Source organism: Citrobacter sp. GW821-FHT07H02 (genome assembly GCF_059418505.1).
Map to the genome: position 1 here is coordinate 34,832 of NZ_JBWKPZ010000015.1, position 25,052 is coordinate 59,883.

Here is a 25,052-nt window from a genome sequence, read left to right on the forward strand (position 1 = left end):
TGGTGGAGCTAAGCGGGATCGAACCGCTGACCTCTTGCATGCCATGCAAGCGCTCTCCCAGCTGAGCTATAGCCCCACGATGCCATTACGTACCAAATTCCTTGGGATAGAATTTGGTGGAGCTAAGCGGGATCGAACCGCTGACCTCTTGCATGCCATGCAAGCGCTCTCCCAGCTGAGCTATAGCCCCATTACGTAAAGCTTGTCGAGTTGACGGGCGGCATCATATGAATTCCCTTCGCACGTGTCAACGGCAAAATGACCCTGCAGAACTCAATCGCTGAAAAAGCATGCAAATGAAGATCATTGCGTAACAACTCGCATTCAGTAGTTAATCCCGTCACGGTTTCTACTAAAATGGTGCTATAAAATGAACCACTAATTAACCCCACATCTATTCAGGGAATCTTATGTTCAAGGAACGGATGACGCCAGAAGAACTCGCGAATCTGACCGGTTATAGCCGACAGACCATCAATAAATGGGTGCGCAAGGAAGGATGGGCGACATCACCAAAACCCGGAGTTCAGGGAGGCAAGGCACGTCTGGTTCATGTCAATGAACAGGTGCGTGAATATATCCGTAGTGCCGAACGTTCAACTGAAAGTATGGCGGAACCTTTTCCGCTGGCCGGTGATACTTCACTTGAAACTCTGCTCATCACACTCGCCAAAGAGATGACGCCTTCGGAACAGAAGAACTTTACGTCATTGCTCTTGCGGGAAGGAATTACCGGTTTGTTACAACGCTTAGGGATTCGCGATAGCAAATAATATGAAAAGATTACGCAGCAAAATGACTACGGAAGAGCTGGCGGAGTGCCTGAACGTGGCCAAACAAACTGTTAACCGTTGGATCAGAGAACAAAACTGGAAAACAGAAAAATTCCCCGGTGTTAAGGGTGGTCGGGCAAGACTCATTCATATTGATGCCAGTGTACGGGAGTTTATCCTCAATATTCCTGCCTTTCGTAAAACCCCTTCGTTTTATCAAATGGAAGAACCCCTCGCGGAATACGAACATTTTGCTCATAGTCATGCTTATCGACAGATTGTTGATGCGTTGGACAACATGTCCTCGACAGAACAAGAAAAACTTGCGCAGTTACTGTCACGTGAAGGTATTCGCGGCTTTCTCGCTCGCCTGAATATTGATGAATCTAAGTAACATCCCAAAAAAAACGGCAGGATACGCTCCTGCCGTTTTTTATTTACCCGCCAGTCTTACTGCTGATTTTCACGTTCAGCAATAAACGCCAGCGCTTTGTTAATACGTTCGATGCTACGGGATTTCCCGATAGCATGAACGGTAACGTCCAGACCTGGGGACTGACCCGCGCCAGTAACGGCAACGCGCAGCGGCATCCCAACTTTACCCATACCGACTTCCAGCTCATCAGCAGTCGCCTGAATGGCGTGGTGAACATTTTCTGCAGTCCAGGTATCAATCGCGGCCAGTTTGTCACGCACCACTTCCAGTGGCTGACGCGCAACCGGACGCAAATGTTTTTTCGCTGCATCAGCATCAAACTCGGCGAAATCTTCGTAGAAGTAACGGCAGCTTTGCGCCATCTCTTTAAGGGTCTTACAACGTTCACCCAGTAATTTCACCAGTTCAGCCAGTTGCGGGCCAACGCGGGTGTCGATGTTTTCCTGCTCAATGTGCCATTGCAGGTGAGTCGCCACATATTCTGGCGCCAGAGAATTAATGTAGTGATGGTTCAACCATTGCAGTTTTTCAGTATTGAACGCACTGGCTGACTTGCTCACCGCCCCCAGAGAAAAGAGTTTGATCATCTCTTCGCGGGTAAAGATCTCCTGGTCACCGCTGGACCAGCCCAGACGGACCAGATAGTTCAGCAACGCTTCCGGCAGATAACCGTCATCACGGTATTGCATCACGCTTACTGCACCATGACGTTTGGAGAGCTTTTTACCGTCATCACCGTTGATCATGGATACATGTGCATAAACCGGCACCGGCGCATTCAACGCTTTCAGGATGTTGATCTGACGCGGGGTGTTGTTGATATGGTCTTCACCACGGATAACGTGAGTGATCTCCATATCCCAGTCGTCGACCACCACACAGAAGTTGTAGGTCGGAGAGCCATCAGTACGGCGAATAATGAGATCGTCCAGCTCCTGGTTGCTGAATTCGATCGGGCCACGGATCTGATCGTCAAAAATAACGGAACCATCCTGCGGGTTGGCAAAACGCACCACGCAGGGTTCATCTTCCGCATGATGTTCATGACCATGACGGCAGCGGCCGTCGTAACGTGGCTTCTCGCCTTTCGCCATTTGTTCTTCACGCAACGCTTCCAGACGCTCTTTTGAGCAGTAGCATTTATATGCGGTCCCTGCTTCGAGCATTTCATCAATCACCGCGTTATAGCGATCAAAGCGTTTCGTCTGGTAGTACGGACCCTCGTCCCATTCCAGGCTCAGCCAGTTCATACCATCCATAATGGCTTCAATAGCTTCCGGCGTGGAACGTTCGAGATCGGTGTCTTCAATACGCAGCACAAACTCACCGCCGTGATTACGTGCAAAAAGCCAGGAATAAAGAGCAGTACGCGCACCGCCGACGTGCAGATATCCTGTCGGGCTTGGCGCGAAGCGAGTTTTAGTTTTCATGAAATGGCCTTACGTTTATAAAGATGCCGACAACCGGCAAATCCTGGAAAGATCAGTAGGCTGGTATTCTATCACTGTGGCCTGATTCCTCAATGTTGATCCGGTTGGAACATCACGCTTTGCCATTTTTGTTTATAAATCATGCGGCGCGGACCATTTTGCGATCGTTTTGTCTAATTTTACGACGAACGAACAAATTATTTAGAAAAGGCGTTGACTCATTTTCAACTCTCCCTATAATGCGACTCCACACAGCGGGGGTGATTAGCTCAGCTGGGAGAGCACCTCCCTTACAAGGAGGGGGTCGGCGGTTCGATCCCGTCATCACCCACCAACTACTTTATGTAGTCTCCGCCGTGTAGCAAGAAATTGAGAAGTGGGTGATTAGCTCAGCTGGGAGAGCACCTCCCTTACAAGGAGGGGGTCGGCGGTTCGATCCCGTCATCACCCACCACTTTCTCGCCAGCTGGATTTCTTGCAAAATGTGAAGTACCGAAGTGGGTGATTAGCTCAGCTGGGAGAGCACCTCCCTTACAAGGAGGGGGTCGGCGGTTCGATCCCGTCATCACCCACCACTTCGGGGCGTTAGCTCAGTTGGTAGAGCAGTTGACTTTTAATCAATTGGTCGCAGGTTCGAATCCTGCACGCCCCACCAATGTAAAAAGGCGCCCTAAAGGCGCCTTTTTGCTATGCGCAGAACTTAATGATTCGAACCTGCTGCAGGTTCGGGTCGAACGCAGTGAGACAACGGAGCCGCTTGCGGCGACGGCCCGAAGGGCGAGCGAAGCGAGTCATCCTGCACGCCCCACCAATGTAAAAGAGGGCGCTGGCGGCGCCTTTTTGCTATCTGCGATTTAGAACCTTTACCTTGCTTGTCTGATGGCGCTTCACTTATCAGACCTACGGCCACCTGCCCTGACCCGCCCCCTATACTGCGTCAATGCCTTCCGCACAATAACAGCTGAAACACTGGCATTCTGGTGGAAGGCGCTGATTGCACTATTTAGATCTGATACAGCGGGTCCTGCGCGCGACCAGCGGTGAGCTCACTGGCCTGCATACGTACCACATCCCAGAGCGCCTGAGCGGCGGTCGAAAGAGACCTGTTTTTCCGCCGGGCCAGCATGAGTTGTCTTTCCACAACAGGCGTGAGTCGCTTCACCTGTAATTGATTCCCCTGTGGCAACGGTAATGCCAGCGCAGGCAATACACTGATACCAATGCCCGCCTCCACCATCGGAAACAGCGTCGCCGGGTGACCAATTTCCTGCACGATATTGGCGTCAATCGAAAAGTGCGACAATGCCGCGTCAATCAATGGTCGACTGCCTGAAGCATAATCCTGCAATACCAGCCGCTCATGCTCAAGCTCCTGCCAGCTCACCCACTCTCGCCTGGCGAAGGGATGATTCTGATGGCAGAGCAGCAAAAACGGTTCAGACAACACGGTTTCACACTGCAAGTCCGTCACGGCGCCGGGATCGATAACAATGCCAAAATCAACGTCCCCCTGACGAATACTCTCCAGCACCCACTGCTGTGGACGGTCATGCAGAACAAAATCAATCGCAGGGTAAAGGTGATTACTTTGCGCAATACACTGCGGAATAAGATGCGCTGAGATGGTCTGGCTGGCCGCCACGCGTACCGTGCCGGTCAACTGTGTGCCCACCCTCCCCGCTTCACGCAGGGTGCTGTGCAGTTCATCCAACACCCGATCCAGACGGGTCGCCAGTTGCTGCCCGGCTTCCGTCAAAACGACTTCACGCGTTGTGCGATCCAACAGTTTGACGCCTGTCTGTCGCTCCAGCTCTTTAATACTGTGACTGACTGCCGACTGGCTCAGACCGATAATATCCCCCGCACGGCTAAAACTTTTCGCCTGTGCGACGGTGACAAAAATACGGAGTTGACGCAGAGAGTAATTCATTAATTCAGTTCATATATAGATGCAATAAATCAATTTTATTTCTCAAATAGAAAAACGCAAAATACCAGCATCAGATTCCTGGAGTATTTATGAAAATTTTTCGTATCCTTGATCCGTTTACCCTGACCCTTATCACCGTCGTATTGCTGGCCTCGTTTTTTCCGGCCGAAGGCAGTTTTGTTCCTTTCTTCGAAGGTTTAACCACCGCCGCCATTGCACTGCTGTTTTTTATGCACGGCGCCAAACTCTCGCGCGATGCTATCATCGCAGGCGGTAGCCACTGGCGACTTCATCTGTGGGTGATGTGCAGTACCTTCGTGCTGTTCCCGATAATCGGCGTGTTATTTGCCTGGTGGGCGCCGGTTAACGTCGACCCTATGCTCTATACCGGTTTTCTTTATCTTTGCATTCTTCCTGCTACCGTCCAGTCCGCCATCGCTTTCACCTCCCTGGCGGGCGGTAACGTCGCCGCCGCGGTCTGTTCCGCATCCGCATCCAGCCTGCTGGGCATTTTCCTCTCGCCACTTCTGGTGGGCCTGGTGATGAATATCCACGGCGCAGAAGGTAGCCTGGAGCAGGTCGGTAAAATCATGCTGCAACTGCTGCTACCGTTTGTGCTCGGGCATCTGTCACGCCCGTGGATTGGCAACTGGGTGGCGCGCAATAAAAAGTGGATTGGTAAAACCGACCAAACCTCAATCCTGTTGGTGGTTTATTCTGCCTTCAGTGAAGCGGTTGTGAACGGTATCTGGCACAAAGTGGGCTGGGGATCGCTGCTGTTTATCGTGGTGGTCAGCATCGTGTTGTTGGCGATGGTTATTGCAATCAACATGTTTGTGGCCCGCAAATGCGGTTTCAACAAGGCGGATGAGATTACGATTGTTTTCTGCGGATCGAAAAAGAGTCTCGCCAACGGCATCCCAATGGCAAACATTCTGTTCCCGACCTCAGTGATTGGGATGATGGTGCTGCCGCTGATGATCTTCCATCAGATTCAACTGATGGTGTGCGCGGTGCTGGCGCGTCGCTACAAGCGCCAGACCGAGGCATTACAGGCGCAGCAAGAAAACCGCGCCGCGAAAGCTTAGAGCGGGCGTTTCAGGGGCTGAACCAACTGCGTCAGCCCCTCTGTTTTAATCAACAGCGTGATCGCCATCAGCTCGCCTAATTTTCCCGCCGGGAACTGATCCTTGCGGGCAAACCACAGCAAATACTCTTCCGGCACATCAATCAATCGACGCCCTTGGTACTTGCCGAACGGCATCACCGTATTGGCTATCTCGACCAACTGCTCTTTTTCCATCTCAGACACCCAGCAAACGGAGCATTTCGGCTTCGTCAATAACGGCAATTCCCAGTTCCTGCGCTTTCGCCAGCTTCGAACCCGCCGCTTCGCCCGCAATCACTAAATCGGTTTTCTTCGACACGCTGCCTGCCACCTTCGCTCCCAGCGCAACCAGACGCGCTTTGGCATCGTCGCGGGACATCTGGCTTAAGCTGCCGGTCAGTACCACCGTTTTACCGGCGAACGGACTGTCGATCTCTTCCGCGTTAACAACGACCGGAGCAGGCCAGTGAATGCCCCGCGCCAACAGTTGTTCGATCACCTCACGGTTGCTCTCTTCCGCGAAGAAGTTGAACACGTGAGTGGCCACCACAATGCCCACATCCGGGACTTTTTGCAGCTCTTCCAGAGAGGCGGCTTCCAGCGCTTCCAGCGTACCGAAATACGCCGCCAGTCCGGCAGCGGTCGCCTCGCCGACTTCACGAATACCCAGCGCATACAGGAAACGGGCGAAGGTCGTCTCTTTGGCTTTCTCCAGCGCATTCACCACGTTCTGCGCCGATTTCGGCCCCATACGGTCAAGTCCGGTCAACTTACCGGCCGTCAGGGTGAACAGATCGGCGGGCGTATGGACATACTCTTTCTCGACCAACTGGTCGATGATCTTATCGCCCATACCGTCAACGTCCATGGCGCGACGTGAAACGAAATGCTTAAGTGATTCTTTACGTTGCGCCCCGCAAATCAGGCCACCGGTACAGCGGGCAACCGCTTCGCCTTCCACACGCTCGACGTCCGACTGGCAGACCGGGCAATGGGTGGGGAACACAATTTCCTGCGTCTCTTCCGGGCGCTCTGAAAGCACCACGTTAACCACCTGAGGGATCACATCCCCGGCGCGGCGGATAACGACCTTGTCACCAATGCGTAAACCGAGACGTTCAATTTCATCGGCATTATGCAACGTGGCATTGCTCACCAGCACGCCCGCCACCTGCACCGGCTCGAGGCGGGCCACAGGGGTAATTGCGCCCGTCCGCCCAACCTGGAATTCTACGTCACGAACAACGGTCATTTGTTCCTGAGCGGGGAATTTAAAGGCCACCGCCCAGCGTGGCGCACGTGCCACGAAGCCCAGTTGTTCCTGGAGCGCCAGTGAATTGACCTTAATCACGACACCGTCAATATCAAAGCCGAGCGTTGGGCGATCCTCTTCCACTTTGTGGTAGAACGCCAGTACCGCCTCAGGGGAGTCGCAAAGCGTCACCCGATCGCTTACCGGAAGCCCCCATGCTTTAAACTGCAGCAAACGCCCAAGATGCGTATCGGGAAGTTCGCCTCCTTCCAGTACGCCAACACCATAGCAGAAGAAAGTGAGCGGTCGCTTCGCGGTAATACGCGGGTCAAGCTGGCGCAATGAACCTGCCGCCGCGTTACGCGGGTTCGCGAACACTTTATTCCCCGTACGGCGGGCATCTTCATTAATCTTTTCAAAACCGGCTTGTGGCAGGAAGACTTCACCGCGCACTTCCAGACGCGCAGGAATATTGTCGCCGCGCAGTTTAAGCGGAATGGCGCGGATAGTACGCACGTTAGAGGTAATATCTTCACCGGTTGTCCCATCGCCACGCGTCGCCGCACTGACCAGCACACCGTTTTCATACAGAATGCTCACCGCCAGGCCATCGAGTTTCAGTTCGCAGCACCAGGTCAGTTTGTCGGTGCTTTTCAGCCGGTCCTGTACGCGTTTGTTAAAAGCCAGAAAGCTCTCTTCGTCAAACACGTTATCCAGTGACAACATCGGGACTTCATGGCGAATTTGACTGAATGCCGCCAGCGGAGCAGCCCCGACGCGCTGGGTTGGCGAGTCTGACGTCACCATTTCCGGGTGCTTTGCTTCCAGTTCGCGCAGCGTCTGCATCAGGCGGTCATATTCCGCATCGGGAATTTCCGGGGCGTCCATCACATGGTAAAGGTACTCATGATGGCGAAGCGCGGTTCGTAATTCTGTCAGTTGTTGTTCGATTGATTCCATATCGCACCATCAATGATAAAAAACCCCCGACAGGCGGGGGTTCAGAAAGGAAATGTCACGCCTTAGTAGAATCAGGCGTTAGCGTCTTTCACTTCGCGGATGCGGTCCTGATACTCACGCAATTTCTGCGGGGTCATCATTCTGCGTTGGTCGTCAAGCACCACGCCGCCTACTTCGTCAGCGATATGCTGTGCAGATTGCAGCATCAGCTTAAAGTTTTGCAGTTCATCGCCGTAGGACGGCACCTGCATGAAGATCGTCACACCAGGGGTGGTAAAATCACCTGTCATTTCAGGATCAAACGTCCCTGGGTTCACCATATTTGCCAGGCTGAATAACGCAGGACCGCTGCCATCCGGGCTTAAATGACGATGGAAAATATTCATATCGCCAAACTTAAAACCGGCTTGCTGAATGCTATTCAGCAGGATATCACCGTTCAATTCGGTGCCATGATGCGCCGCGACGTTCATGATAATGACCGCTTCTTTGCGCTGCGGTTTTTCAGGCGCTGGCGGCGGCGTTTCCACGACAGGTTCTGGCTGAGGTTTTGGCTCGGCAACGGGTTCCGCAGGCTGGAATGTTTGCGGCGCAGGCTGCACAGGCTGTTGAACCGGTTGCACATGCGGCGCGGCCGGTTGTTGTACCGGTTGATGCTGCACTGGCGGTTGTACCGGTTGCGGCTGTTGTACTGGCTGCGGCTGAGCATGCTGCGGCGGTACCGACGCGCCAGGCGGTTGCTGAGCCGGTTGACGCGGCTGCGCAGACGCATAAGGCGGCTGGTACTGGTGTTGCGGCGGCTGGCGAGGTGCGTCATGCTCCTGCGCATTGCCCGGGGCATGATTTACGCGGTGAACACGAACTTCACCCACGCCTTCGTCGTCTTGATCGACACCGTCGTCAAACGACTCGTCGTCACGTTTTGATTTCATGCGTTTTAGTGGACGATCGCGGAACATAGAAGATCGTTCTTTACGGCTGGTCCAGAAACCATGTACCAGTAAAGCGATTATGGCGATCGCGCCAACAATGATTAATATCAGACGCAAATCCTGCATCATTATATTCTCTGTTGTTCTAACACCTTGCCACCACGGCAAACATTTACTCACTAAGAGTATTTGCCGATTACCTCAAGTGCAAGTGGACTCTTGTCTTTCACAGCATAAAGATGAACGAAATTGTACTTTTTGCTGATTTTTCGAACATTTCTTAACTGTCCACCAGGCCACAACACGGTAAGATAGACAAAGTTTAGCCGGGGCTTAAACAAAAGGAGCATGTCCTGATTATGGTTTCATCATCCGCAACTGCGCCACGCAGTGGTTTCTATTATTTTTCTCAGGGATGGAAGTTGGTCACCCAACCGGGTATCCGTCGTTTTGTGATTTTACCTATGATGGTCAACATTTTGTTGATGGGCAGCGCGTTCTGGTGGCTGTTTACCGAACTGGACAGTTGGATACCTTCGCTGATGAGCCATGTACCAGACTGGCTGCAGTGGTTAAGTTACCTGCTGTGGCCGATTATCGTCCTCTCGGTGTTGCTGGTTTTTGGCTATTTTTTCTCGACGCTCGCCAACTGGATAGCCGCGCCGTTTAATGGTTTGCTGGCCGAACAGCTTGAAGCGCGTTTAACCGGGGCGACGCCTCCCGACACTGGCGTACTTGGTATCATGAAAGATGTGCCGCGCATCATGAAACGCGAATGGCAAAAACTGGCGTGGTATCTCCCGCGCGCGATTGCTCTGCTGGTTCTCTATTTTATTCCTGGTATCGGGCAAACCGTCGCGCCGGTACTGTGGTTCTTGTTCAGTGCGTGGATGTTGGCGATTCAATACTGCGACTATCCCTTCGACAACCACAAAGTCCCGTTCAAAGAGATGAGAAACGCCCTGCGTACGAAAAAAGTCACCAATATGCAGTTCGGCGCGATGACCAGTCTGTTCACTATGCTGCCCGTGCTCAACCTGTTCATTATGCCGGTTGCCGTCTGCGGCGCGACGGCAATGTGGGTGGATTGCTATCGTGATAAACACGCACTCTGGAAGTAATTGATCTTTTTTCTCTTTGTAAAAAAATTGTGCGAAAAGGGAGTGGCTTATGCCGCTCCTTATTCCATCCGGATCCCCATTATTTCCCTTCTGAATATAGATATGCTAAATCCTTACTTCCGCATATTCTCTGAGCGGGTATGCTAGCCCTTGTACCCCAATTTCATACAGTTAAGGACAGGCCATGAGTAAGATTTTTGAAGATAACTCGCTGACTATCGGTCATACGCCGCTGGTTCGACTGAACCGTATCGGTAACGGACGCATTCTGGCGAAGGTGGAATCACGTAACCCGAGCTTCAGCGTCAAATGCCGTATTGGTGCCAATATGATTTGGGATGCCGAAAAACGTGGCGTGCTGAAACCAGGCGTTGAACTGGTTGAGCCGACCAGCGGCAACACGGGTATCGCTCTGGCGTATGTGGCGGCGGCTCGTGGTTACAAACTGACGTTAACCATGCCGGAAACCATGAGCATTGAGCGTCGTAAGCTACTCAAAGCGCTGGGCGCAAATCTGGTGCTGACCGAAGGCGCCAAAGGCATGAAAGGCGCAATCCAGAAGGCTGAAGAAATCGTCGCCAGCGATCCGGTTAAGTACCTGTTGCTCCAACAGTTCAGCAACCCGGCAAACCCTGAAATTCATGAAAAAACCACCGGCCCGGAAATTTGGGAAGATACCGACGGTCAGGTCGATGTGTTTATCTCCGGCGTCGGTACTGGCGGTACGCTCACCGGCGTATCCCGCTACATTAAGGGAACGAAAGGCAAAACGGATCTGGTAACCGTTGCCGTTGAGCCGACGGACTCTCCGGTTATCGCTCAGGCGCTGGCAGGTGAAGAACTGAAACCCGGCCCGCACAAAATTCAGGGTATCGGCGCGGGTTTCATCCCCGGTAACCTGGATCTGAAACTGATTGATAAAGTTATCGGCATCACCAATGATGAGGCTATTTCCACCGCACGTCGTCTGATGGAAGAAGAAGGTATTCTTGCGGGTATCTCTTCGGGTGCCGCCGTTGCTGCAGCGCTTAAGCTCCAGCAAGATGAGACCTTTACCGGTAAGAATATTGTGGTTATATTACCATCATCAGGTGAGCGTTATCTGAGCACTGCGTTGTTTGCCGATCTCTTCACTGAGAAGGAACTGCAACAGTAATGCCAGCATGTTAATAACGCGTAAAAAAGCGCCTTTTTGGGCGCTTTTTTGTGGCCTGCTTCAAAGTTTCACTCCTCCTGGCATTGATTCACCCTGCCGGGTCTGGTATTTAACCAGACTAATTATTTTGATGCGCGAAATTAATCGTTACACGAAAACCGCTAGCTGAATCGATTTTATGATTTGGTTCAAGTCTTCCTTTAGCGGCATAATGTTTAATGACGAGCGAAACGTCAGCGGCCAGACGTTGCCAGCAACGGAATTGCGTAGAACACCGACTGTGTCGTGCCCCGTTTACGCCGGCGCTAACAATACAGGCTAAAGTTGAGCCGCCAGGCTAGACTTTAGTTCCACAACACTAAACCTATAAGTTGGGGAAATACAATGTTCCAGCAAGAAGTTACCATTACCGCTCCGAACGGTCTGCATACCCGCCCTGCTGCTCAGTTTGTTAAAGAAGCGAAAGGCTTCACTTCTGATATTACCGTGACCTCCAATGGCAAAAGCGCTAGCGCAAAAAGCCTGTTCAAACTGCAGACTCTGGGTCTGACTCAGGGCACCGTTGTTACCATCTCTGCGGAAGGTGAAGACGAGCAGAAAGCGGTTGAACATCTGGTTAAACTGATGGCGGAACTCGAGTAATTTTCCGGGTTCTTTTAAAAATCAGTCACAAGTAAGGTAGGGTTATGATTTCAGGCATTTTAGCATCCCCGGGTATCGCTTTCGGCAAAGCACTGCTGCTGAAAGAAGACGAAATCGTCATTGACCGGAAAAAAATTTCTGCCGACAAGGTTGATCAGGAAGTTGAACGTTTTCTGAGCGGTCGTGCCAAGGCATCTGCGCAGCTGGAAACGATCAAAACGAAAGCTGGTGAAACGTTCGGTGAAGAGAAAGAAGCCATCTTTGAAGGGCATATTATGCTGCTCGAAGATGAGGAGCTGGAGCAGGAAATCATAGCCCTGATTAAAGATAAACACATGACGGCTGATGCAGCTGCGCATGAAATTATCGAAGGTCAGGCCACTGCCCTGGAAGAGCTGGATGATGAATACCTGAAAGAACGTGCGGCTGACGTACGTGACATCGGTAAACGTCTGCTGCGTAATATCCTTGGTCTGGCAATTATCGATCTGAGCGCGATTCAGGACGAAGTTATCCTGGTTGCGGCTGACCTGACGCCGTCAGAAACCGCACAGCTGAACCTGAACAAGGTGCTGGGTTTCATTACTGACGCCGGTGGCCGTACTTCGCACACCTCTATTATGGCGCGTTCTCTGGAACTGCCTGCCATCGTAGGTACCGGTAGCGTTACCGCTCAGGTAAAAAATGACGACTATCTGATTCTGGATGCCGTAAACAACCAGGTTTACGTCAACCCAACGAACGAAGAAATCGAACAGCTGCGCGCCGTTCAGGAGCAAGTTGCGACTGAGAAAGCCGAACTTGCAAAACTGAAAGATCTGCCGGCCATCACGCTTGACGGTCATCAGGTTGAGGTTTGCGCTAACATCGGTACTGTACGTGATGTTGAAGGTGCCGAGCGTAATGGCGCTGAAGGTGTTGGCCTGTACCGCACCGAATTCCTGTTCATGGACCGTGACGCTCTGCCTACTGAAGAAGAGCAGTTTGCGGCGTATAAAGCCGTTGCTGAAGCGTGTGGCTCTCAGGCGGTTATCGTACGTACCATGGACATTGGCGGCGACAAAGAGCTGCCGTACATGAACTTCCCGAAAGAAGAAAACCCGTTCCTCGGCTGGCGTGCCGTGCGTATCGCGCTGGATCGCAAAGAGATCCTGCGTGACCAGGTTCGCGCCATCCTGCGTGCGTCTGCTTTCGGTAAATTGCGCATCATGTTCCCGATGATCATCTCTGTTGAAGAAGTACGCGAACTGCGCAAAGAGATCGAAATCTACAAACAGGAACTGCGTGACGAAGGGAAAGCCTTTGACGAGAGCATTGAGATTGGCGTGATGGTGGAAACACCGGCTGCCGCGACGATTGCGCGTCATTTAGCCAAAGAAGTGGACTTCTTTAGTATCGGTACCAATGATTTAACGCAGTATACTCTGGCAGTTGACCGTGGTAATGATATGATTTCACACCTTTACCAGCCAATGTCACCGTCTGTCCTTACGCTTATTAAGCAGGTTATCGATGCTTCTCATGCGGAAGGCAAATGGACTGGCATGTGTGGTGAGCTTGCAGGCGACGAACGTGCTACACTTCTGTTGCTGGGGATGGGTCTGGACGAATTCTCTATGAGCGCCATTTCTATCCCGCGCATTAAGAAGATTATCCGTAACACGAACTTCGAAGATGCGAAGGTGTTAGCAGAGCAGGCTCTTGCTCAACCGACAACGGACGAGTTAATGACGCTGGTTAACAAGTTCATTGAAGAAAAAACAATCTGCTAATCCACGAGATGCGGCCCAATTTACTGCTTAGGAGAAGATCATGGGTTTGTTTGATAAATTGAAATCTCTGGTTTCTGATGATAAGAAAGACACCGGAACTATTGAGATTATTGCTCCGCTCTCTGGCGAGATCGTCAATATCGAAGACGTGCCGGATGTTGTTTTTGCTGAAAAAATCGTTGGTGATGGCATCGCTATCAAACCAACTGGCAACAAAATGGTAGCGCCTGTTGACGGTACCATCGGCAAAATCTTTGAAACCAACCATGCGTTCTCTATCGAATCTGATAGCGGCATTGAGCTGTTCGTTCACTTCGGTATCGACACCGTTGAACTGAAAGGCGAAGGTTTCAAGCGTATCGCTGAAGAAGGCCAGCGCGTTAAAGTTGGCGACCCGGTTATTGAATTCGATTTGCCGCTGCTGGAAGAAAAAGCCAAGTCTACCCTGACTCCGGTTGTTATCTCCAACATGGACGAAATCAAAGAACTGATCAAACTGTCCGGTAGCGTGACTGTGGGTGAAACCCCGGTTATCCGCATCAAGAAGTAATTCTTGCCGCAGTGAAGAATGGCGCCTGATGGCGCCATTTTTTTATACACTTCATCCGGTCTGTCTGATGGCACTACGCTTATCAGACCTACGCGATTTGTCACCACGAAATTGGATCATCCGGCATCAGTGCCGCGGTCACAATGGCGAGGTCACCGGGCGATAACACTTTTCACGCATCAGGATTTTCATCCCTTCCGGCCCGCTCTCCAGCATCCGCTTTTCCGAATCTGAAACCTGCAATTCGCACTGATAGCCGCCCGTAATGCTGAACATTGCCCGCGCCACACAAATGTCTTCCAGCGCCTCAAGGCCGCTGGTTTCGAAATGGCCGACGACACGCCCCTGCTGGCGAACCACTAACCGATAACTCTTCATCGCGCCTCCCCTGCCGGTGGCAGTATCAGTTCATCGCAGCCGCATTGCTGGGTCCAGGTCATGACGTCCAGCACCCGCTGAGCAGCACTTTTCGTCGCCGCCACCAGTGTTTTCCCTTTCACGAGACCACTCACCAGTTCCGCGCAGAACAGATCGCCGGTCCCTTTCAGATCGGTTTTCAACCGTGAATGTTCAATGACATCCACCGAATCGGCGGTCACCACCGCAACGTTTATCGTCTCATCGGTTTCTCCCGGCGCGCTGGTGATAACCACCCATTTCAAGGTGTCGGAAAGGAGCGATTTGGCGGCGATCACGGCATCATCCAGCGTGCGGCACGGCTTCCCGCTGAGTATCTCCAGTTCAAAGACGTTGGGTGTCAGTCCCTGCGCCAACGGCAGCAGATGTTGGCGATACGCGGCGGGGATTTCCGCTTTCACGTACATTCCACTGTCCGTGTCGCCTATCACCGGGTCCACCAGAATACACACATCAGGATGCGACTCCCGGACCGTCGTCAGCCACTGCGCCAACAGTTCGATCTGCTCTGCGCTTCCCATATAACCGGTGGTCACGGCTTTAAGTTCGCGCAGTGCGTCACGTTCATTCAACGCCTGAAGATAACCGCGAAACCAGTCGGCAGGGATAATGCCGCCATAAAACGTCTGATAATGCGGAGTATTGCTAAACAGTACCGTAGGGACCGGAGTCACCCGTAATCCCTGCGCTTTAATGGCAGGCACCGCAATGCTGTTGCCGACGCTACCATAAACGACCTGTGACTGAACGGCGACAATATCGGTCTGTATCGCCCGATGTGTATCGTCGAAGAGCACTGACTGTATTTCACTCTCCTGCCCCATTGCCTTCTCCTCTCACTGGACAGCGGGCTCACGCCTCACTATTATCGTCATATGCTAAAATTCATTTTGTCATAGGTCAATAATGATCGACGGAAAAACCGCCAACGAAATTTTTGACAATATTCGCCAACATGTCGCAAGTGGCAAATTGACGCCAGGCGAAACGCTGCCGCCGGTTCGTGAACTGGCGACCGCGCTGGAGATCAACCGCAATACTGTCGCGGCGGCTTACAAGCGGCTGGTCACCTCCGGGCTTGCCGTCAGCCTTGGACGCAACGGGACGGTGATCAAAGGCACTCCATCGCCTGTCGCACTCGAAGGGAGCAACCCGGGAACACCGCTAACCGATCTCTCCGGCGGTAACCCTGATCCTCAGCGTCTACCCGATCTTAGCCGCTATTTCACCGCGATAAACAGGTCGCCCCGTCTGTATGGTGATGCGGCGGTGTCTCCTGACCTCAAAAAATGGGCTGCGCACTGGATGCAGGATGCAACTCCTCAGGCTAGCGAAATCGATATTACCAGCGGTGCCATTGATGCGATTGAGCGCCTGCTCTGTGCGCACCTGCTGCCAGGTGACAGTGTGGTGGTGGAGGACCCCTGCTTTTTAAGCAGTATCAGCATGCTGCGTTACGCCGGATTTAGCGCAGCTCCGGTACTTGTCGATAGCGAAGGCATGCTGCCGGAAGGGCTGGAGCAGGCTCTGCAAAAAGGGGCAAGAGCCGTTATTCTGACCCCACGGGCGCACAACCCAACAGGATGCAGCCTGAGCGCATCGCGCGCGGCCGCGTTACACGCCATTCTGGCTCGCTACCCACAAGTGCTGGTGATTGTTGATGATCACTTCGCCCTGCTTTCTTCATCCCCGTGGTATCCGGTCATTGCCCGCGAAACGCAACATTGGGCCGTGGTGCGTTCCATGGCGAAAACGCTCGGCCCGGACCTGCGCCTCGCTATCGTTTGCAGCGACGCAGCCACCTCGGCGAAGCTTCGTTTACGGTTAAACTCCGGCAGTCAGTGGGTCAGCCATCTGTTACAGGATCTTGTCTGCGCCTGTCTGACCGACGAGGACTACCAGCAATCGCTTCACGATACCCGTCAGTTTTATGCCTCTGTGCAGCAAAAACTAGCGGCAGCATTACGCCATCAGGGCATAGATTCCGTCTCTCCCGGCGACGGCCTGAATCTGTGGCTACCGCTTCATGACGCAAGCCAGACGGTTGCGTTTAAACTGGCAAAATCAGGATGGCTGGTGCGTGAAGGTGAAGTATTTGCCGTTAATACGCCAGCCCACGGCCTGCGCATTACGCTGTCGACACTCAGCGACAGCGATATCAACACGCTGGCGGCTGATATTCATCAGGCGCTGAAACGCTAACAGGAGAATACAAGTGCGAGTTCATTTTGTTGTTCATGAGTCGTTCGAATCAACCGGAGCATATCTGCAATGGGCTGAAGATCGCGGTTACGCCATCTCCTGGTCTCGCGTCTATACCGGAGAGCCCATTCCCGCGAACGCCGATGATTTCGATATGCTGGTGGTTTTTGGCGGGCCGCAGTCACCGCACACCACGCTTGCTGAGTGCCCACATTTTGACTCACTGGCCGAGCAGCACCTGATCAACCAGGCCATTGTCGCGCAACGGATTGTGGTGGGGATCTGTTTAGGCTCACAGCTGATTGGCGAGGCGCTGGGGGCGAAAGTGTGTCAAAGCCCGGAAAAAGAGATCGGCCATTATCCCATTACGCTGACCGAGGCAGGTCAACAGCATCCGTTGCTTGCTCACTTTGGCTCCCCGTTGATGGTGGGTCACTGGCACAACGACATGCCGGGGTTAACCGACCAGGCAACGGTACTTGCCACAAGCGCAGGCTGCCCACGGCAAATCGTGCAGTACGGTAATTTTGTTTATGGTTTCCAGTGCCATATGGAGTTTACCGCTGAAGCGGTGGCAGGACTGATTCAGCATTCCGAACAGGAACTGGCAGAAGCCAAAGGGAAGCGCTTTATTCGTTCTGTTGAAGAGATGCGAGCATGGGATTATCAGCAGATGAATGAGAAGCTGTGGCAATTCCTTGATAAGCTTGTGGAAAAACGTAACGATTGATCATGACAGGCCGGATAAGACGCTTTACGTCGTCATCCGGCGATCGTGCCGTACGTTTGCCTGATGGCGCTATGCTTATCAGGCCTACAAACTATATCCCTAATCCCTGGCTAAAATGCTCTTCGCCAAAGACGCCAGTCGACAGATAGCGATCGCCGCGATCGCAGATGATCGCCACGACCACCGTACCAGGATTCGCTTTTGCCACGCGCAGCGCCCCTACCACCGCGCCGCCGGAACTGACGCCGCAGAAAATGCCTTCACGCACCGCCAGTTCACGCATCGTGTTTTCAGCGTCGTCCTGATGAATATCTAAAACTTCATCCACCAGCGAGGCGTTGAAAATCCCCGGCATATATTCTGCCGGCCAGCGACGAATACCCGGAATACTGCTGCCTTCTTCAGGCTGCAACCCCACAATCGTCACCGGTTTCTCTTGCTCACGCAGAAAACGCGACACGCCGGTAATGGTGCCAGTCGTTCCCATACTGGAGACGAAATGGGTGATCCGCCCGGACGTTTGCTGCCAGATTTCGGGACCGGTGGTGGTGTAGTGCGCGTACGGGTTATCCGGATTGTTAAACTGATCCAGCAGTTTGCCTTCACCGCGATTCGCCATTTCCAGCGCCAAATCCCGCGCCCCTTCCATCCCCTGCTCTTTGGTGACCAGGATCAGCTCAGCACCGTAAGCGCGCATGGCGGCGCGTCGTTCCTGACTCATGTTGTCCGGCATTAACAGTTTCATGCGATAGCCTTTCAGCGCGGCAATCATCGCCAGTGCAATTCCGGTGTTACCACTGGTTGCTTCAATCAGCACGTCGCCCGGTTTGATTTCGCCCCGCTTCTCCGCCTCGACAATCATCGATAACGCGGCGCGATCTTTTACCGAGCCCGCCGGATTATTGCCTTCCAGTTTGAGCCAAATTTCGCTGCCGTTGTTCGGCCCCAGACGTTGTAATTTAACCAGCGGCGTGTTGCCAATGGTTTGTTCTAATGTATTCACGTTTTCTGCTCATAAAAAAGCCGGGTGGCGCTGCGCTTACCCGGCCGATAAACATACGAATTAACCTATCAGGCCGATTCAGCCAGAGCAAGCTCCGCTTCGCGCGTTTCGATGCGTTGTTCGCCGTTATACAACCGCGCATTTTGCAACCCAACGAACAGGCGCTCGCCGCGGACTGGCGCATCGTCACCCTGCATCACCACCGTCAGCGGCTCGTTGTACCACCCTAAAGGCTGCACAACTAATTGGGTGTAGTGACCTTTCGGACTGGCTTCCAGCACCTGTACCGGCAACGGTGAGTCAAGGCTGGTGCGGCGACTGATGTCCACTTCCCACGGGCGCAGGAACAGATCGACAGGCCCCTGATAAGCCGGTGTATAGCCCAACGGCCAGCGGTGCGCCCCAACGTGGAACTGCCCGCCGCGGATTGTCCCTCGCAGGCGGTTCACCTCGCCCATAAACTCCAGCACGAAGCGGGTCGCTGGATCACGCCATACCTGATCCGGCGCATCGGCCTGCTCAATATTGCCCTGGCTCATCACCACCACGCGGTCCGCCACTTCGGTGGCTTCTTCCTGATCGTGCGTCACAAAGACGCTGGTGAATTTCAGCTCTTCATGCAGCTGACGCAGCCAGCGACGCAACTCTTTGCGTACCTGAGCGTCGAGTGCGCCAAACGGTTCATCAAGCAACAGAATTTGTGGCTCCACGGCTAGCGCGCGCGCCAGCGCCACACGCTGTTTCTGCCCGCCGGAAAGCTGAGACGGGAAGCGATCCGCCAGATGCGCCAGTTGCACCATCTCCAGCAACTTTGTCACTTTCGCTTTAATCGCTGCCGCATTCGGGCGCTCACGACGCGGCAGCACCGTCAGGCCAAAGGCGATATTGTCAAATACGGTCATATGGCGGAACAGCGCGTAGTGCTGGAACACGAAACCGACTTTACGATCGCGTGCATGCAGGCGACTGACGTCCGTCCCGTGGAAGCGAATATGGCCGCTGGACTGATGTTCCAGCCCGGCGATAATCCGTAACAGCGTGGTTTTTCCGGAACCGGACGGCCCCAGCAGAGCCACCATCTGACCTGAAGGAATATCCAGTGAGATATCATTCAGCACCAGGGTGCGACCAAAAGACTTCTTAATATTGGCAATCTCAATGCTCATGATTTTCCTCCTGTTGCGCGCGTTTTTCCTGATTTTCCAGGCGCCACTGCAACATACTCTTCAAAAACAGGGTAATAATCGCCATCAGCGTCAGTAACGCGGCGGCAGTAAAGGAGCCGACAGCGTTGTAGTCTTGCTCCAGTAATTCAATCTGTAGCGGCAGCGACAGGGTTTCACCGCGAATCGAGCCGGAGACCACCGACACCGCACCAAACTCGCCAATCGCACGGGCGTTGGTCAGCACCACGCCGTACAGCAGCGCCCAGCGGATATTCGGCAGCGTCACGCGGCGGAACATTTGCCAGCCGGAGGCGCCGAGTAAAATCGCCGCTTCGTCTTCCTGACTCCCCTGGCTTAGCATCACCGGCACCAGTTCACGTACCACAAACGGGCAGGTGACGAAGATAGTAACCAGCACCATACCCGGCCAGGAGAACATAATTTGCAGGTTATGCTCATCCAGCCAGCCGCCCAACGGACCGTTAGAGCCGTAGAACAGCAGATACACCAGACCGGCGACCACCGGCGAAACGGCAAACGGGATATCCAGCAGCGTCAGCAACAATTGGCGACCCGGGAAGTTAAAGCGCGTCACCAGCCAGGCCAGCAACACGCCGAACACCAGGTTGACCGGCACAGCAATCAATGCAATCAGCACGGTCAGCCAGATGGCGTGGAGCATGTCCGGGTCGGCCAAATTCTGTATTACCGGCATCAATCCTTTGCTGAATGCCTGCACGAAGATAGAGATCATCGGCACCAGCAAAATAAACGTGGACACCAGCATGCCCGCGCCAATCAGCAACCATTTCCCCCAGTTAATGCGGGGCGCGTCATAGCGCTTTAATTGAGTAACGTCCGCCATCAGTGACCTACCACACGTCGACCAAAGCGACTTTGCAGAGTGTTAATCGAAAACAGCAGTAACAACGACGCGGCCAGGATCACCGACGCGATCGCGCTCGCCGCCGGATAATCAAACTCCTGTAAGCGAACAAAAATCATCAGCGATGTCACTTCCGTCTTCCACGCGATATTGCCCGCGATAAAAATCACCGCGCCGAATTCTCCCAGACTACGAGTGAAGGAAAGCGCTACGCCTGCCACCAGCGCCGGAGAGAGCTCCGGCAACACGACCTTGCGAAAACTCTGCCAGCGGGTCGCACCGAGCGTCTCTGCCGCTTCTTCATATTCCGGACCTAACTCTTCCAGCACCGGTTGCACCGTACGTACCACAAACGGAATGCTGGTAAACGCCATCGCCACCGCAATACCGAGCCAGGTATAGGTGACCTTGATATCAAACTTCGCCAGCCACTCGCCGTAAAAACCGTTAACCGAAAACAGCGACGCCAGCGTCAAACCCGCGACCGCCGTTGGCAGGGCAAACGGCAGATCCATCAACGCATCCAGCAATGTGCGCCCGGGGAAGCGATAGCGGGTTAAGATCCACGCCATCAGCAGGCCGAACACACCGTTAAAAATCGACGCCACAAAGGCCGACAACAGCGTGACTTTATAGGCCGCAACCACCTGCGGGTTGGTGATCACTTCCCAGTACTGCGCCCAGCTCATCTCAGAAAGTTGCATCACCAGCGCGCTGAGCGGCAGCAGCAAAATCAGGCAGACGAACAGCAAGCTGGTGCCCAGACTTAAGGTAAAGCCGGGCAGCACGCGTCTGGAGGAGACGGCTAACATTTACGAGCGCCCCGCCGCCAGCAGTTTGTCCAGTTCGCCACCGCTGACAAAATGGGTTTTCATCACCGCAGGCCAGTCGCCAAACTTATCTTCCACGCGGAACAGTTCGGTTTGCGGGAATTTGTCTTTCAGCTTGTCCATCACTTCCGGGTTGTTCACGCGGTAGTAGAAATCAGTAATGATGGTCTGCGCTTCAGGGCTGTAGAGCCAGTTCAAATACGCTTTCGCCGCCTTCTCAGTGCCGTTGGCCTTCACGTTTTTATCGACCCACGCCACGGGAAACTCGGCGAGGATATTCACCTTCGGCACCACGACGTCAAAGCCCTGCGCTTCATACTGTTTGCGAATGTTGTTCACTTCCGACTCAAACGTTATCAGCACATCGCCCAGTCCACGTTCAACAAACGTAGTGGTTGCGCCGCGACCGCCGGTGTCAAACACCTCAACATTCTTCAGGAATTGGGTCATGAATTGCTCGGTTTTGGCTTTATCGCCGCCATCGGCTTTATCCGCCGCACCCCAGGCCGCCAGGTAGGTATAACGCGCATTACCGGAGGTTTTCGGGTTCGGGAAAATCAGTTTCACGTCAGAGCGCACCAGGTCATTCCAGTCGTGGATGTTCTTCGGGTTGCCCTTGCGCACCAGGAACGCCATCGTGGAATAGAATGGTGAACTGTTATTTGGTAGACGGCTTTGCCAGTCCGCCGGGAGAAGCTTGCCTTTATCGTGCAGGATCTGCACATCCGTCACCTGGTTGTAGGTGACGACATCGGCTTTCAGACCCTGCAAAATCGCCAGCGCCTGTTTTGATGACCCGGCATGAGATTGTTTAATCGTCAGCTTGTCGCCGCCGTTGTCTTTCGCCCATTGCTGTTCAAACGGCGGGTTCAGGGCGGCAAACAGTTCGCGGGAAACATCGTATGAACTGTTCAGCAGTTCCGTTGCCTGCGCCTGCGTGGCCAGTAACAGAATTGCTACCAGCGTCAGGGTTCTTTTTTTCAGTAAGTTAACGGCCATTGCGCACCCTTATAAATTTAATGACTTTCTATTTGCCATCATATTTATAACCAGGGTGAAAGGAGTAACGGTTTTATATACCGTTTGATGATTTGAAAGTTGAAAAGAGAATAAGAGAACACCTCCCCACCGACGGTGAGGAGGTTATGGGTGTCAATCAGACACCGACGCTGACGCTTTCCGGCAACGTGCTGCCACCGTCAATGACGTTTTGCGTCCCCGTCAGGTAGCTGGACTCATCGGAGGCGAGGAAAGCTGCAAGCTCACCGACCTCAAGCGGGCTCGCCAGGCGGCGCATCGGGATCGCTTTCGCCATCTCGGTCAGCACGGACTCTGGGTCATCCGGATTGGACTGCCGGGCAATGCTTTCCGCCATCGGGGTGCGCACGTAGCCGGGACAGATAGCATTCACACGAATCCCCGCCTGCGCGAACTCCACGGCCAGTGATTTGGTAAGGCCGATCAGTGCAGCTTTGGATAAGGCATAGGCGGTTTCGCCCGGGTCAGCAACCATATCGCCCGTCACGGAAGACATCATCACGATGCGACCGTCGTTGCGCTCGATCATTTCGGGCAGCACGGCTTTGGTGACGTTCCAGACACCTTTAATATTGATATCGATATGTAGATCCCGGTCTTCCTCGCTCATGTCGAGAAAGTTACCTAACCGGCAAACGCCTGCGTTGTTGACGAGAATATCAATTTTACCTTCCGTCGCCTTCGCGCGGGCAATGGCTGCGGCAACAGAGGCGGCATCCCTGACATCTGCATGAACCGCCGTACAACGATGGCCGCGGCCCCCTAGCTCGTCCGCCAGTTTTTCAATCTCATCGGAGATATCCAACAAAATTAAGTTCGCGCCATGGCGGGCAAACACTCTGGCGATCCCTTCGCCGATACCTTGTGACGCGCCCGTAATCAGTGCTGTTTTACCCGTGAGTTTACCCATTTCAATGTTCTCCATTTGAATACAGAGCCTTACACTCCATTAACACTGAAAATACAGCAATAACAAATAAGTGCTGCGGAACAGCTCACTAATTCAGGTAAATCTTAGGTAAAAAATCAGCACGCTATTTACCCAGCCGCTTAATCAGCTGGCTACGGCGTTCGATTATGCGCAGGGATGCAATGATTCACATTGTGTTTAATGCTATGAAATATATGATTCCAGTTATTCGCCTGGGTAACAACGAACCTGTAAGGAAACACACATCATGCAATTTGAGAAGATGATTACCGAAGGCGCTCACTGCGCTTCTAAGGAATAACGCGAATGGCAAAAGACATCAGTAATGAACTCCTGAATCGCATCCTTGACCAGGTCGGCGGCGCGGCTAACATTGCCAAATGCGGCAACTGCATGACCCGTTTGCGGCTGTCAGTGCATGACAGCAGTCTGGTAGATCCCGCCATTAAAACGCTGGAGGGCGTGAAAGGCGTCGTGATCTCTAATGACCAGGTGCAGGTCATTTTTGGCCCGGGTAAAGCGCAACGCGCGGCAGATGCCATGAACGTGTTGCTTGGCGAAACGGTGACCCCGCAGGCTGCGGAAATCGCTGCGCAGAACAAACGCCAGATTAAAGCGAAGCAGACATCCGGGATTCAGCAATTTCTGTCAACGTTTGCCACTATTTTCACCCCGTTGATCCCCGGTTTTATTGCCGCGGGTCTGCTACTCGGGATTGCAACGCTCATCGGCACCGTGATGCACGTCCCGGCCGATGCGACCGGCACGCTTGCCGATGCGCTGAACTTTATGAAGGTCTTCAGCAAAGGTCTCTTTACCTTTCTGGTCATTCTTATTGGTTACAACGCCGCGCAAGCCTTTGGCGGCACAGGGGTTAACGGCGCCATCATCGCCTCGCTGTTCTTGCTGGGGTACAACCCAGCCGCCACCACGGGTTATTACTCTGGTCTTCAGGATTTCTTCGGGCTGACGATAGACCCGCGCGGCAACATTATTGGCGTTCTGATCGCCGCCTGGGCCAGCGCGCGCATTGAAGGTCTGATTCGCCGTTTTATGCCTGATGATCTGGATATGCTTCTGACCTCCATGCTGACCCTGGTGATCACCGCCATTCTGGCGTATCTGGTGATTATGCCGCTGGGCGGATGGTTGTTCGAAGGGATGTCGTGGCTCTTTATCCATCTCAACAGCAACCCGCTGGGCTGTGCCGTCCTCGCCGGGCTTTTTCTGATTTCGGTCGTCTTTGGCGTCCATCAAGGCTTTATTCCCGTCTATCTGGCGTTAATGAGCAGTCAGGGTTTTAACAGCCTGTTTCCGATTCTTTCCATGGCGGGCGCGGGTCAGGTCGGTGCCGCGCTGGCGCTCTACTGGCGGGCAGAAAAACACAGCACGTTACGCAGTCAGGTTCGCGGTGCGATCATTCCAGGTTTACTCGGCGTCGGCGAACCGCTGATTTATGGCGTCACATTGCCGCGAATGAAACCCTTTATCACCGCCTGCTTCGGCGGCGCTGCCGGTGGTCTGTTTATCGGTCTGGTGGCCTGGTCCGGTCTGCCGATGGGGTTAAACAGCGCCTTTGGCCCCTCCGGTCTGGTGGCTCTGCCCTTAATGACCTCTGCGCAAGGGATCCTCCCTGCAATGGCGGTGTATGCAGGCGGCATGCTGGTTTCATACATTGCCGGATTTATTTTTACGGTTCTCTTTGGCTGCCGTAACGTGAATCTGGATTAAAAAGCGATAATCACCTGATGCGTAGCCCTCAGTTTTACCGCCCGTGCCACGCTGAA

Annotated in this window: 24 protein-coding genes, 6 tRNA genes and 1 other RNA gene; 16 read left to right on the forward strand and 15 right to left on the reverse strand. The window is 53.4% G+C overall.

Annotated elements, in window-relative coordinates:
- Together AC07NP_RS15145 and AC07NP_RS15150 are read right to left on the reverse strand one after the other, a co-directional pair.
- A tRNA-Ala gene (locus AC07NP_RS15145) sits at positions 1-76 on the reverse strand.
- A 38-nt stretch (positions 77-114) separates the two neighbouring features.
- Positions 115-190, reverse strand: a tRNA-Ala gene (locus AC07NP_RS15150).
- A gap of 220 nt (positions 191-410) precedes the next feature.
- Between AC07NP_RS15150 and AC07NP_RS15155 the strand changes: the two genes are divergently transcribed.
- Positions 411-773 carry a YfeC-like transcriptional regulator gene (locus AC07NP_RS15155; RefSeq protein WP_203360509.1) on the forward strand — a complete coding sequence of 121 codons (363 nt, stop codon included), beginning with the start codon at positions 411-413 and terminating at the stop codon, positions 771-773.
- Position 774: 1 nt separating this feature from the next.
- Positions 775-1,167: a MerR family transcriptional regulator gene (locus tag AC07NP_RS15160; RefSeq protein WP_203360508.1), complete on the forward strand. Its 393-nt coding sequence runs from the start codon at positions 775-777 to the stop codon at positions 1,165-1,167.
- Positions 1,168-1,223: 56 nt separating this feature from the next.
- On the opposite strand, the gene gltX is transcribed toward AC07NP_RS15160, so the two are convergent.
- Positions 1,224-2,639 carry a glutamate--tRNA ligase gene (gene gltX, locus AC07NP_RS15165; RefSeq protein WP_192612973.1) on the reverse strand — a complete coding sequence of 472 codons (1,416 nt, stop codon included), beginning with the start codon at positions 2,637-2,639 and terminating at the stop codon, positions 1,224-1,226.
- Between the two features lie 258 nt (positions 2,640-2,897).
- Here gltX and AC07NP_RS15170 point away from each other — a divergent pair.
- The 5 genes from AC07NP_RS15170 (at position 2,898) to AC07NP_RS15190 (ending at position 3,450) form a co-directional block, all read left to right on the forward strand.
- Positions 2,898-2,973, forward strand: a tRNA-Val gene (locus tag AC07NP_RS15170).
- A gap of 44 nt (positions 2,974-3,017) precedes the next feature.
- Positions 3,018-3,093: transfer RNA gene (locus AC07NP_RS15175), tRNA-Val, on the forward strand.
- 45 nt (positions 3,094-3,138) lie between these two features.
- Positions 3,139-3,214 (forward strand) — tRNA-Val (locus AC07NP_RS15180).
- A gap of 4 nt (positions 3,215-3,218) precedes the next feature.
- Positions 3,219-3,294: transfer RNA gene (locus tag AC07NP_RS15185), tRNA-Lys, on the forward strand.
- Positions 3,295-3,316: 22 nt separating this feature from the next.
- A non-coding RNA gene (locus AC07NP_RS15190) (RtT sRNA) lies at positions 3,317-3,450 on the forward strand.
- A gap of 192 nt (positions 3,451-3,642) precedes the next feature.
- On the opposite strand, the gene AC07NP_RS15195 is transcribed toward AC07NP_RS15190, so the two are convergent.
- A complete protein-coding gene (locus tag AC07NP_RS15195; RefSeq protein ID WP_494660956.1) occupies positions 3,643-4,569 on the reverse strand; it encodes a LysR family transcriptional regulator in 927 nt (308 codons plus the stop codon).
- Between the two features lie 89 nt (positions 4,570-4,658).
- Between AC07NP_RS15195 and AC07NP_RS15200 the strand changes: the two genes are divergently transcribed.
- The gene (locus AC07NP_RS15200; RefSeq protein ID WP_494660957.1) at positions 4,659-5,657 is read left to right on the forward strand and encodes a bile acid:sodium symporter family protein; all 999 of its coding nucleotides are present in this window, start codon (positions 4,659-4,661) and stop codon (positions 5,655-5,657) included.
- Here AC07NP_RS15200 and AC07NP_RS15205 read toward each other — a convergent pair.
- The 3 genes from AC07NP_RS15205 to zipA all read right to left on the reverse strand — a co-directional run bounded on the left by AC07NP_RS15205 (position 5,654) and on the right by zipA (position 8,950).
- Entirely contained in the window at positions 5,654-5,872 is a 219-nt protein-coding gene (locus AC07NP_RS15205; protein ID WP_276294434.1) for a DUF3820 family protein, read from the reverse strand. The genes AC07NP_RS15200 and AC07NP_RS15205 overlap by 4 nt on opposite strands.
- Before the next feature lies 1 nt (position 5,873).
- The gene (ligA, locus tag AC07NP_RS15210) at positions 5,874-7,889 is read right to left on the reverse strand and encodes an NAD-dependent DNA ligase LigA (RefSeq protein WP_494660958.1); all 2,016 of its coding nucleotides are present in this window, start codon (positions 7,887-7,889) and stop codon (positions 5,874-5,876) included.
- A gap of 71 nt (positions 7,890-7,960) precedes the next feature.
- Positions 7,961-8,950, reverse strand: coding sequence for a cell division protein ZipA (zipA, locus tag AC07NP_RS15215; RefSeq protein WP_494660959.1), 990 nt, complete (start codon positions 8,948-8,950; stop codon positions 7,961-7,963).
- Between the two features lie 230 nt (positions 8,951-9,180).
- Between zipA and cysZ the strand changes: the two genes are divergently transcribed.
- The 5 genes from cysZ to crr all read left to right on the forward strand — a co-directional run bounded on the left by cysZ (position 9,181) and on the right by crr (position 14,062).
- Positions 9,181-9,942 (forward strand): sulfate transporter CysZ, encoded by a 762-nt coding sequence (gene cysZ, locus AC07NP_RS15220; protein WP_494660960.1) that lies wholly within the window; start codon positions 9,181-9,183, stop codon positions 9,940-9,942.
- Between the two features lie 184 nt (positions 9,943-10,126).
- Positions 10,127-11,098, forward strand: coding sequence for a cysteine synthase A (gene cysK / locus AC07NP_RS15225; protein WP_203360501.1), 972 nt, complete (start codon positions 10,127-10,129; stop codon positions 11,096-11,098).
- A 384-nt stretch (positions 11,099-11,482) separates the two neighbouring features.
- Positions 11,483-11,740 (forward strand): phosphocarrier protein Hpr, encoded by a 258-nt coding sequence (ptsH, locus tag AC07NP_RS15230; RefSeq protein WP_004936458.1) that lies wholly within the window; start codon positions 11,483-11,485, stop codon positions 11,738-11,740.
- Between the two features lie 44 nt (positions 11,741-11,784).
- Entirely contained in the window at positions 11,785-13,512 is a 1,728-nt protein-coding gene (gene ptsI / locus AC07NP_RS15235) for a phosphoenolpyruvate-protein phosphotransferase PtsI (protein WP_494660961.1), read from the forward strand.
- A gap of 40 nt (positions 13,513-13,552) precedes the next feature.
- Complete coding sequence (crr, locus tag AC07NP_RS15240) at positions 13,553-14,062, forward strand: PTS glucose transporter subunit IIA (protein WP_008803873.1); 510 nt, start codon at positions 13,553-13,555, stop codon at positions 14,060-14,062.
- A 138-nt stretch (positions 14,063-14,200) separates the two neighbouring features.
- Here the strand turns inward: crr and AC07NP_RS15245 are convergent, their stop codons facing one another.
- Together AC07NP_RS15245 and pdxK are read right to left on the reverse strand one after the other, a co-directional pair.
- A complete protein-coding gene (locus tag AC07NP_RS15245) occupies positions 14,201-14,440 on the reverse strand; it encodes a cytoplasmic protein (protein WP_494660962.1) in 240 nt (79 codons plus the stop codon).
- The gene (gene pdxK / locus AC07NP_RS15250; RefSeq protein WP_494660963.1) at positions 14,437-15,303 is read right to left on the reverse strand and encodes a pyridoxine/pyridoxal/pyridoxamine kinase; all 867 of its coding nucleotides are present in this window, start codon (positions 15,301-15,303) and stop codon (positions 14,437-14,439) included. The genes AC07NP_RS15245 and pdxK overlap by 4 nt, the downstream gene beginning before the upstream one ends.
- Before the next feature lie 82 nt (positions 15,304-15,385).
- Here pdxK and ptsJ point away from each other — a divergent pair, with 82 nt between their 5' ends.
- Both ptsJ and AC07NP_RS15260 read left to right on the forward strand, forming a co-directional pair.
- Positions 15,386-16,681 carry a MocR-like B6 salvage transcription factor PtsJ gene (ptsJ, locus tag AC07NP_RS15255; protein WP_494660964.1) on the forward strand — a complete coding sequence of 432 codons (1,296 nt, stop codon included), beginning with the start codon at positions 15,386-15,388 and terminating at the stop codon, positions 16,679-16,681.
- Between the two features lie 13 nt (positions 16,682-16,694).
- Positions 16,695-17,411: a type 1 glutamine amidotransferase gene (locus AC07NP_RS15260; RefSeq protein ID WP_494660965.1), complete on the forward strand. Its 717-nt coding sequence runs from the start codon at positions 16,695-16,697 to the stop codon at positions 17,409-17,411.
- Between the two features lie 91 nt (positions 17,412-17,502).
- Here the strand turns inward: AC07NP_RS15260 and cysM are convergent, their stop codons facing one another.
- The 6 genes from cysM to ucpA all read right to left on the reverse strand — a co-directional run bounded on the left by cysM (position 17,503) and on the right by ucpA (position 23,244).
- Positions 17,503-18,414, reverse strand: coding sequence for a cysteine synthase CysM (cysM, locus tag AC07NP_RS15265; RefSeq protein ID WP_494660966.1), 912 nt, complete (start codon positions 18,412-18,414; stop codon positions 17,503-17,505).
- Between the two features lie 68 nt (positions 18,415-18,482).
- The gene (gene cysA, locus AC07NP_RS15270; protein ID WP_494660967.1) at positions 18,483-19,580 is read right to left on the reverse strand and encodes a sulfate/thiosulfate ABC transporter ATP-binding protein CysA; all 1,098 of its coding nucleotides are present in this window, start codon (positions 19,578-19,580) and stop codon (positions 18,483-18,485) included.
- The gene (gene cysW / locus AC07NP_RS15275) at positions 19,570-20,445 is read right to left on the reverse strand and encodes a sulfate/thiosulfate ABC transporter permease CysW (protein WP_494660968.1); all 876 of its coding nucleotides are present in this window, start codon (positions 20,443-20,445) and stop codon (positions 19,570-19,572) included. The genes cysA and cysW overlap by 11 nt, the downstream gene beginning before the upstream one ends.
- Complete coding sequence (cysT, locus tag AC07NP_RS15280) at positions 20,445-21,278, reverse strand: sulfate/thiosulfate ABC transporter permease CysT (protein WP_192612989.1); 834 nt, start codon at positions 21,276-21,278, stop codon at positions 20,445-20,447. Before cysT ends, cysW begins: the two co-directional genes overlap by 1 nt.
- Complete coding sequence (locus AC07NP_RS15285; RefSeq protein WP_494660969.1) at positions 21,279-22,295, reverse strand: sulfate ABC transporter substrate-binding protein; 1,017 nt, start codon at positions 22,293-22,295, stop codon at positions 21,279-21,281.
- A gap of 157 nt (positions 22,296-22,452) precedes the next feature.
- Complete coding sequence (ucpA, locus tag AC07NP_RS15290) at positions 22,453-23,244, reverse strand: SDR family oxidoreductase UcpA (protein ID WP_203360491.1); 792 nt, start codon at positions 23,242-23,244, stop codon at positions 22,453-22,455.
- 327 nt (positions 23,245-23,571) lie between these two features.
- On the opposite strand from ucpA, the gene murP reads away from it, so the two are divergent.
- Positions 23,572-24,996, forward strand: a complete 1,425-nt coding sequence (gene murP, locus AC07NP_RS15295) for a PTS N-acetylmuramic acid transporter subunit IIBC (RefSeq protein WP_203360490.1) — start codon at positions 23,572-23,574, stop codon at positions 24,994-24,996.
- Positions 24,997-25,052: the final 56 nt, after the last annotated feature.

Excerpts from the sequence above, each read along its gene's own strand:
- ptsI (WP_494660961.1), top strand. The coding sequence starts at position 11,785 with ATGATTTCAGGCATTTTAGCATCCCCGGGTATCGCTTTCGGCAAAGCA.
- gltX (WP_192612973.1), bottom strand. The coding sequence starts at position 2,639 with ATGAAAACTAAAACTCGCTTCGCGCCAAGCCCGACAGGATATCTGCAC.
- cysZ (WP_494660960.1), top strand. The coding sequence starts at position 9,181 with ATGGTTTCATCATCCGCAACTGCGCCACGCAGTGGTTTCTATTATTTT.
- AC07NP_RS15285 (WP_494660969.1), bottom strand. The coding sequence starts at position 22,295 with ATGGCCGTTAACTTACTGAAAAAAAGAACCCTGACGCTGGTAGCAATT.
- ptsH (WP_004936458.1), top strand. The coding sequence starts at position 11,483 with ATGTTCCAGCAAGAAGTTACCATTACCGCTCCGAACGGTCTGCATACC.
- cysT (WP_192612989.1), bottom strand. The coding sequence starts at position 21,278 with ATGTTAGCCGTCTCCTCCAGACGCGTGCTGCCCGGCTTTACCTTAAGT.
- AC07NP_RS15155 (WP_203360509.1), top strand. The coding sequence starts at position 411 with ATGTTCAAGGAACGGATGACGCCAGAAGAACTCGCGAATCTGACCGGT.
- ligA (WP_494660958.1), bottom strand. The coding sequence starts at position 7,889 with ATGGAATCAATCGAACAACAACTGACAGAATTACGAACCGCGCTTCGC.
- ptsJ (WP_494660964.1), top strand. The coding sequence starts at position 15,386 with ATGATCGACGGAAAAACCGCCAACGAAATTTTTGACAATATTCGCCAA.
- AC07NP_RS15245 (WP_494660962.1), bottom strand. The coding sequence starts at position 14,440 with ATGAAGAGTTATCGGTTAGTGGTTCGCCAGCAGGGGCGTGTCGTCGGC.
- murP (WP_203360490.1), top strand. The coding sequence starts at position 23,572 with ATGGCAAAAGACATCAGTAATGAACTCCTGAATCGCATCCTTGACCAG.
- cysW (WP_494660968.1), bottom strand. The coding sequence starts at position 20,445 with ATGGCGGACGTTACTCAATTAAAGCGCTATGACGCGCCCCGCATTAAC.
- cysA (WP_494660967.1), bottom strand. The coding sequence starts at position 19,580 with ATGAGCATTGAGATTGCCAATATTAAGAAGTCTTTTGGTCGCACCCTG.
- ucpA (WP_203360491.1), bottom strand. The coding sequence starts at position 23,244 with ATGGGTAAACTCACGGGTAAAACAGCACTGATTACGGGCGCGTCACAA.
- AC07NP_RS15195 (WP_494660956.1), bottom strand. The coding sequence starts at position 4,569 with ATGAATTACTCTCTGCGTCAACTCCGTATTTTTGTCACCGTCGCACAG.
- AC07NP_RS15200 (WP_494660957.1), top strand. The coding sequence starts at position 4,659 with ATGAAAATTTTTCGTATCCTTGATCCGTTTACCCTGACCCTTATCACC.
- cysK (WP_203360501.1), top strand. The coding sequence starts at position 10,127 with ATGAGTAAGATTTTTGAAGATAACTCGCTGACTATCGGTCATACGCCG.
- crr (WP_008803873.1), top strand. The coding sequence starts at position 13,553 with ATGGGTTTGTTTGATAAATTGAAATCTCTGGTTTCTGATGATAAGAAA.
- AC07NP_RS15205 (WP_276294434.1), bottom strand. The coding sequence starts at position 5,872 with ATGGAAAAAGAGCAGTTGGTCGAGATAGCCAATACGGTGATGCCGTTC.
- AC07NP_RS15160 (WP_203360508.1), top strand. The coding sequence starts at position 775 with ATGAAAAGATTACGCAGCAAAATGACTACGGAAGAGCTGGCGGAGTGC.
- pdxK (WP_494660963.1), bottom strand. The coding sequence starts at position 15,303 with ATGGGGCAGGAGAGTGAAATACAGTCAGTGCTCTTCGACGATACACAT.
- zipA (WP_494660959.1), bottom strand. The coding sequence starts at position 8,950 with ATGATGCAGGATTTGCGTCTGATATTAATCATTGTTGGCGCGATCGCC.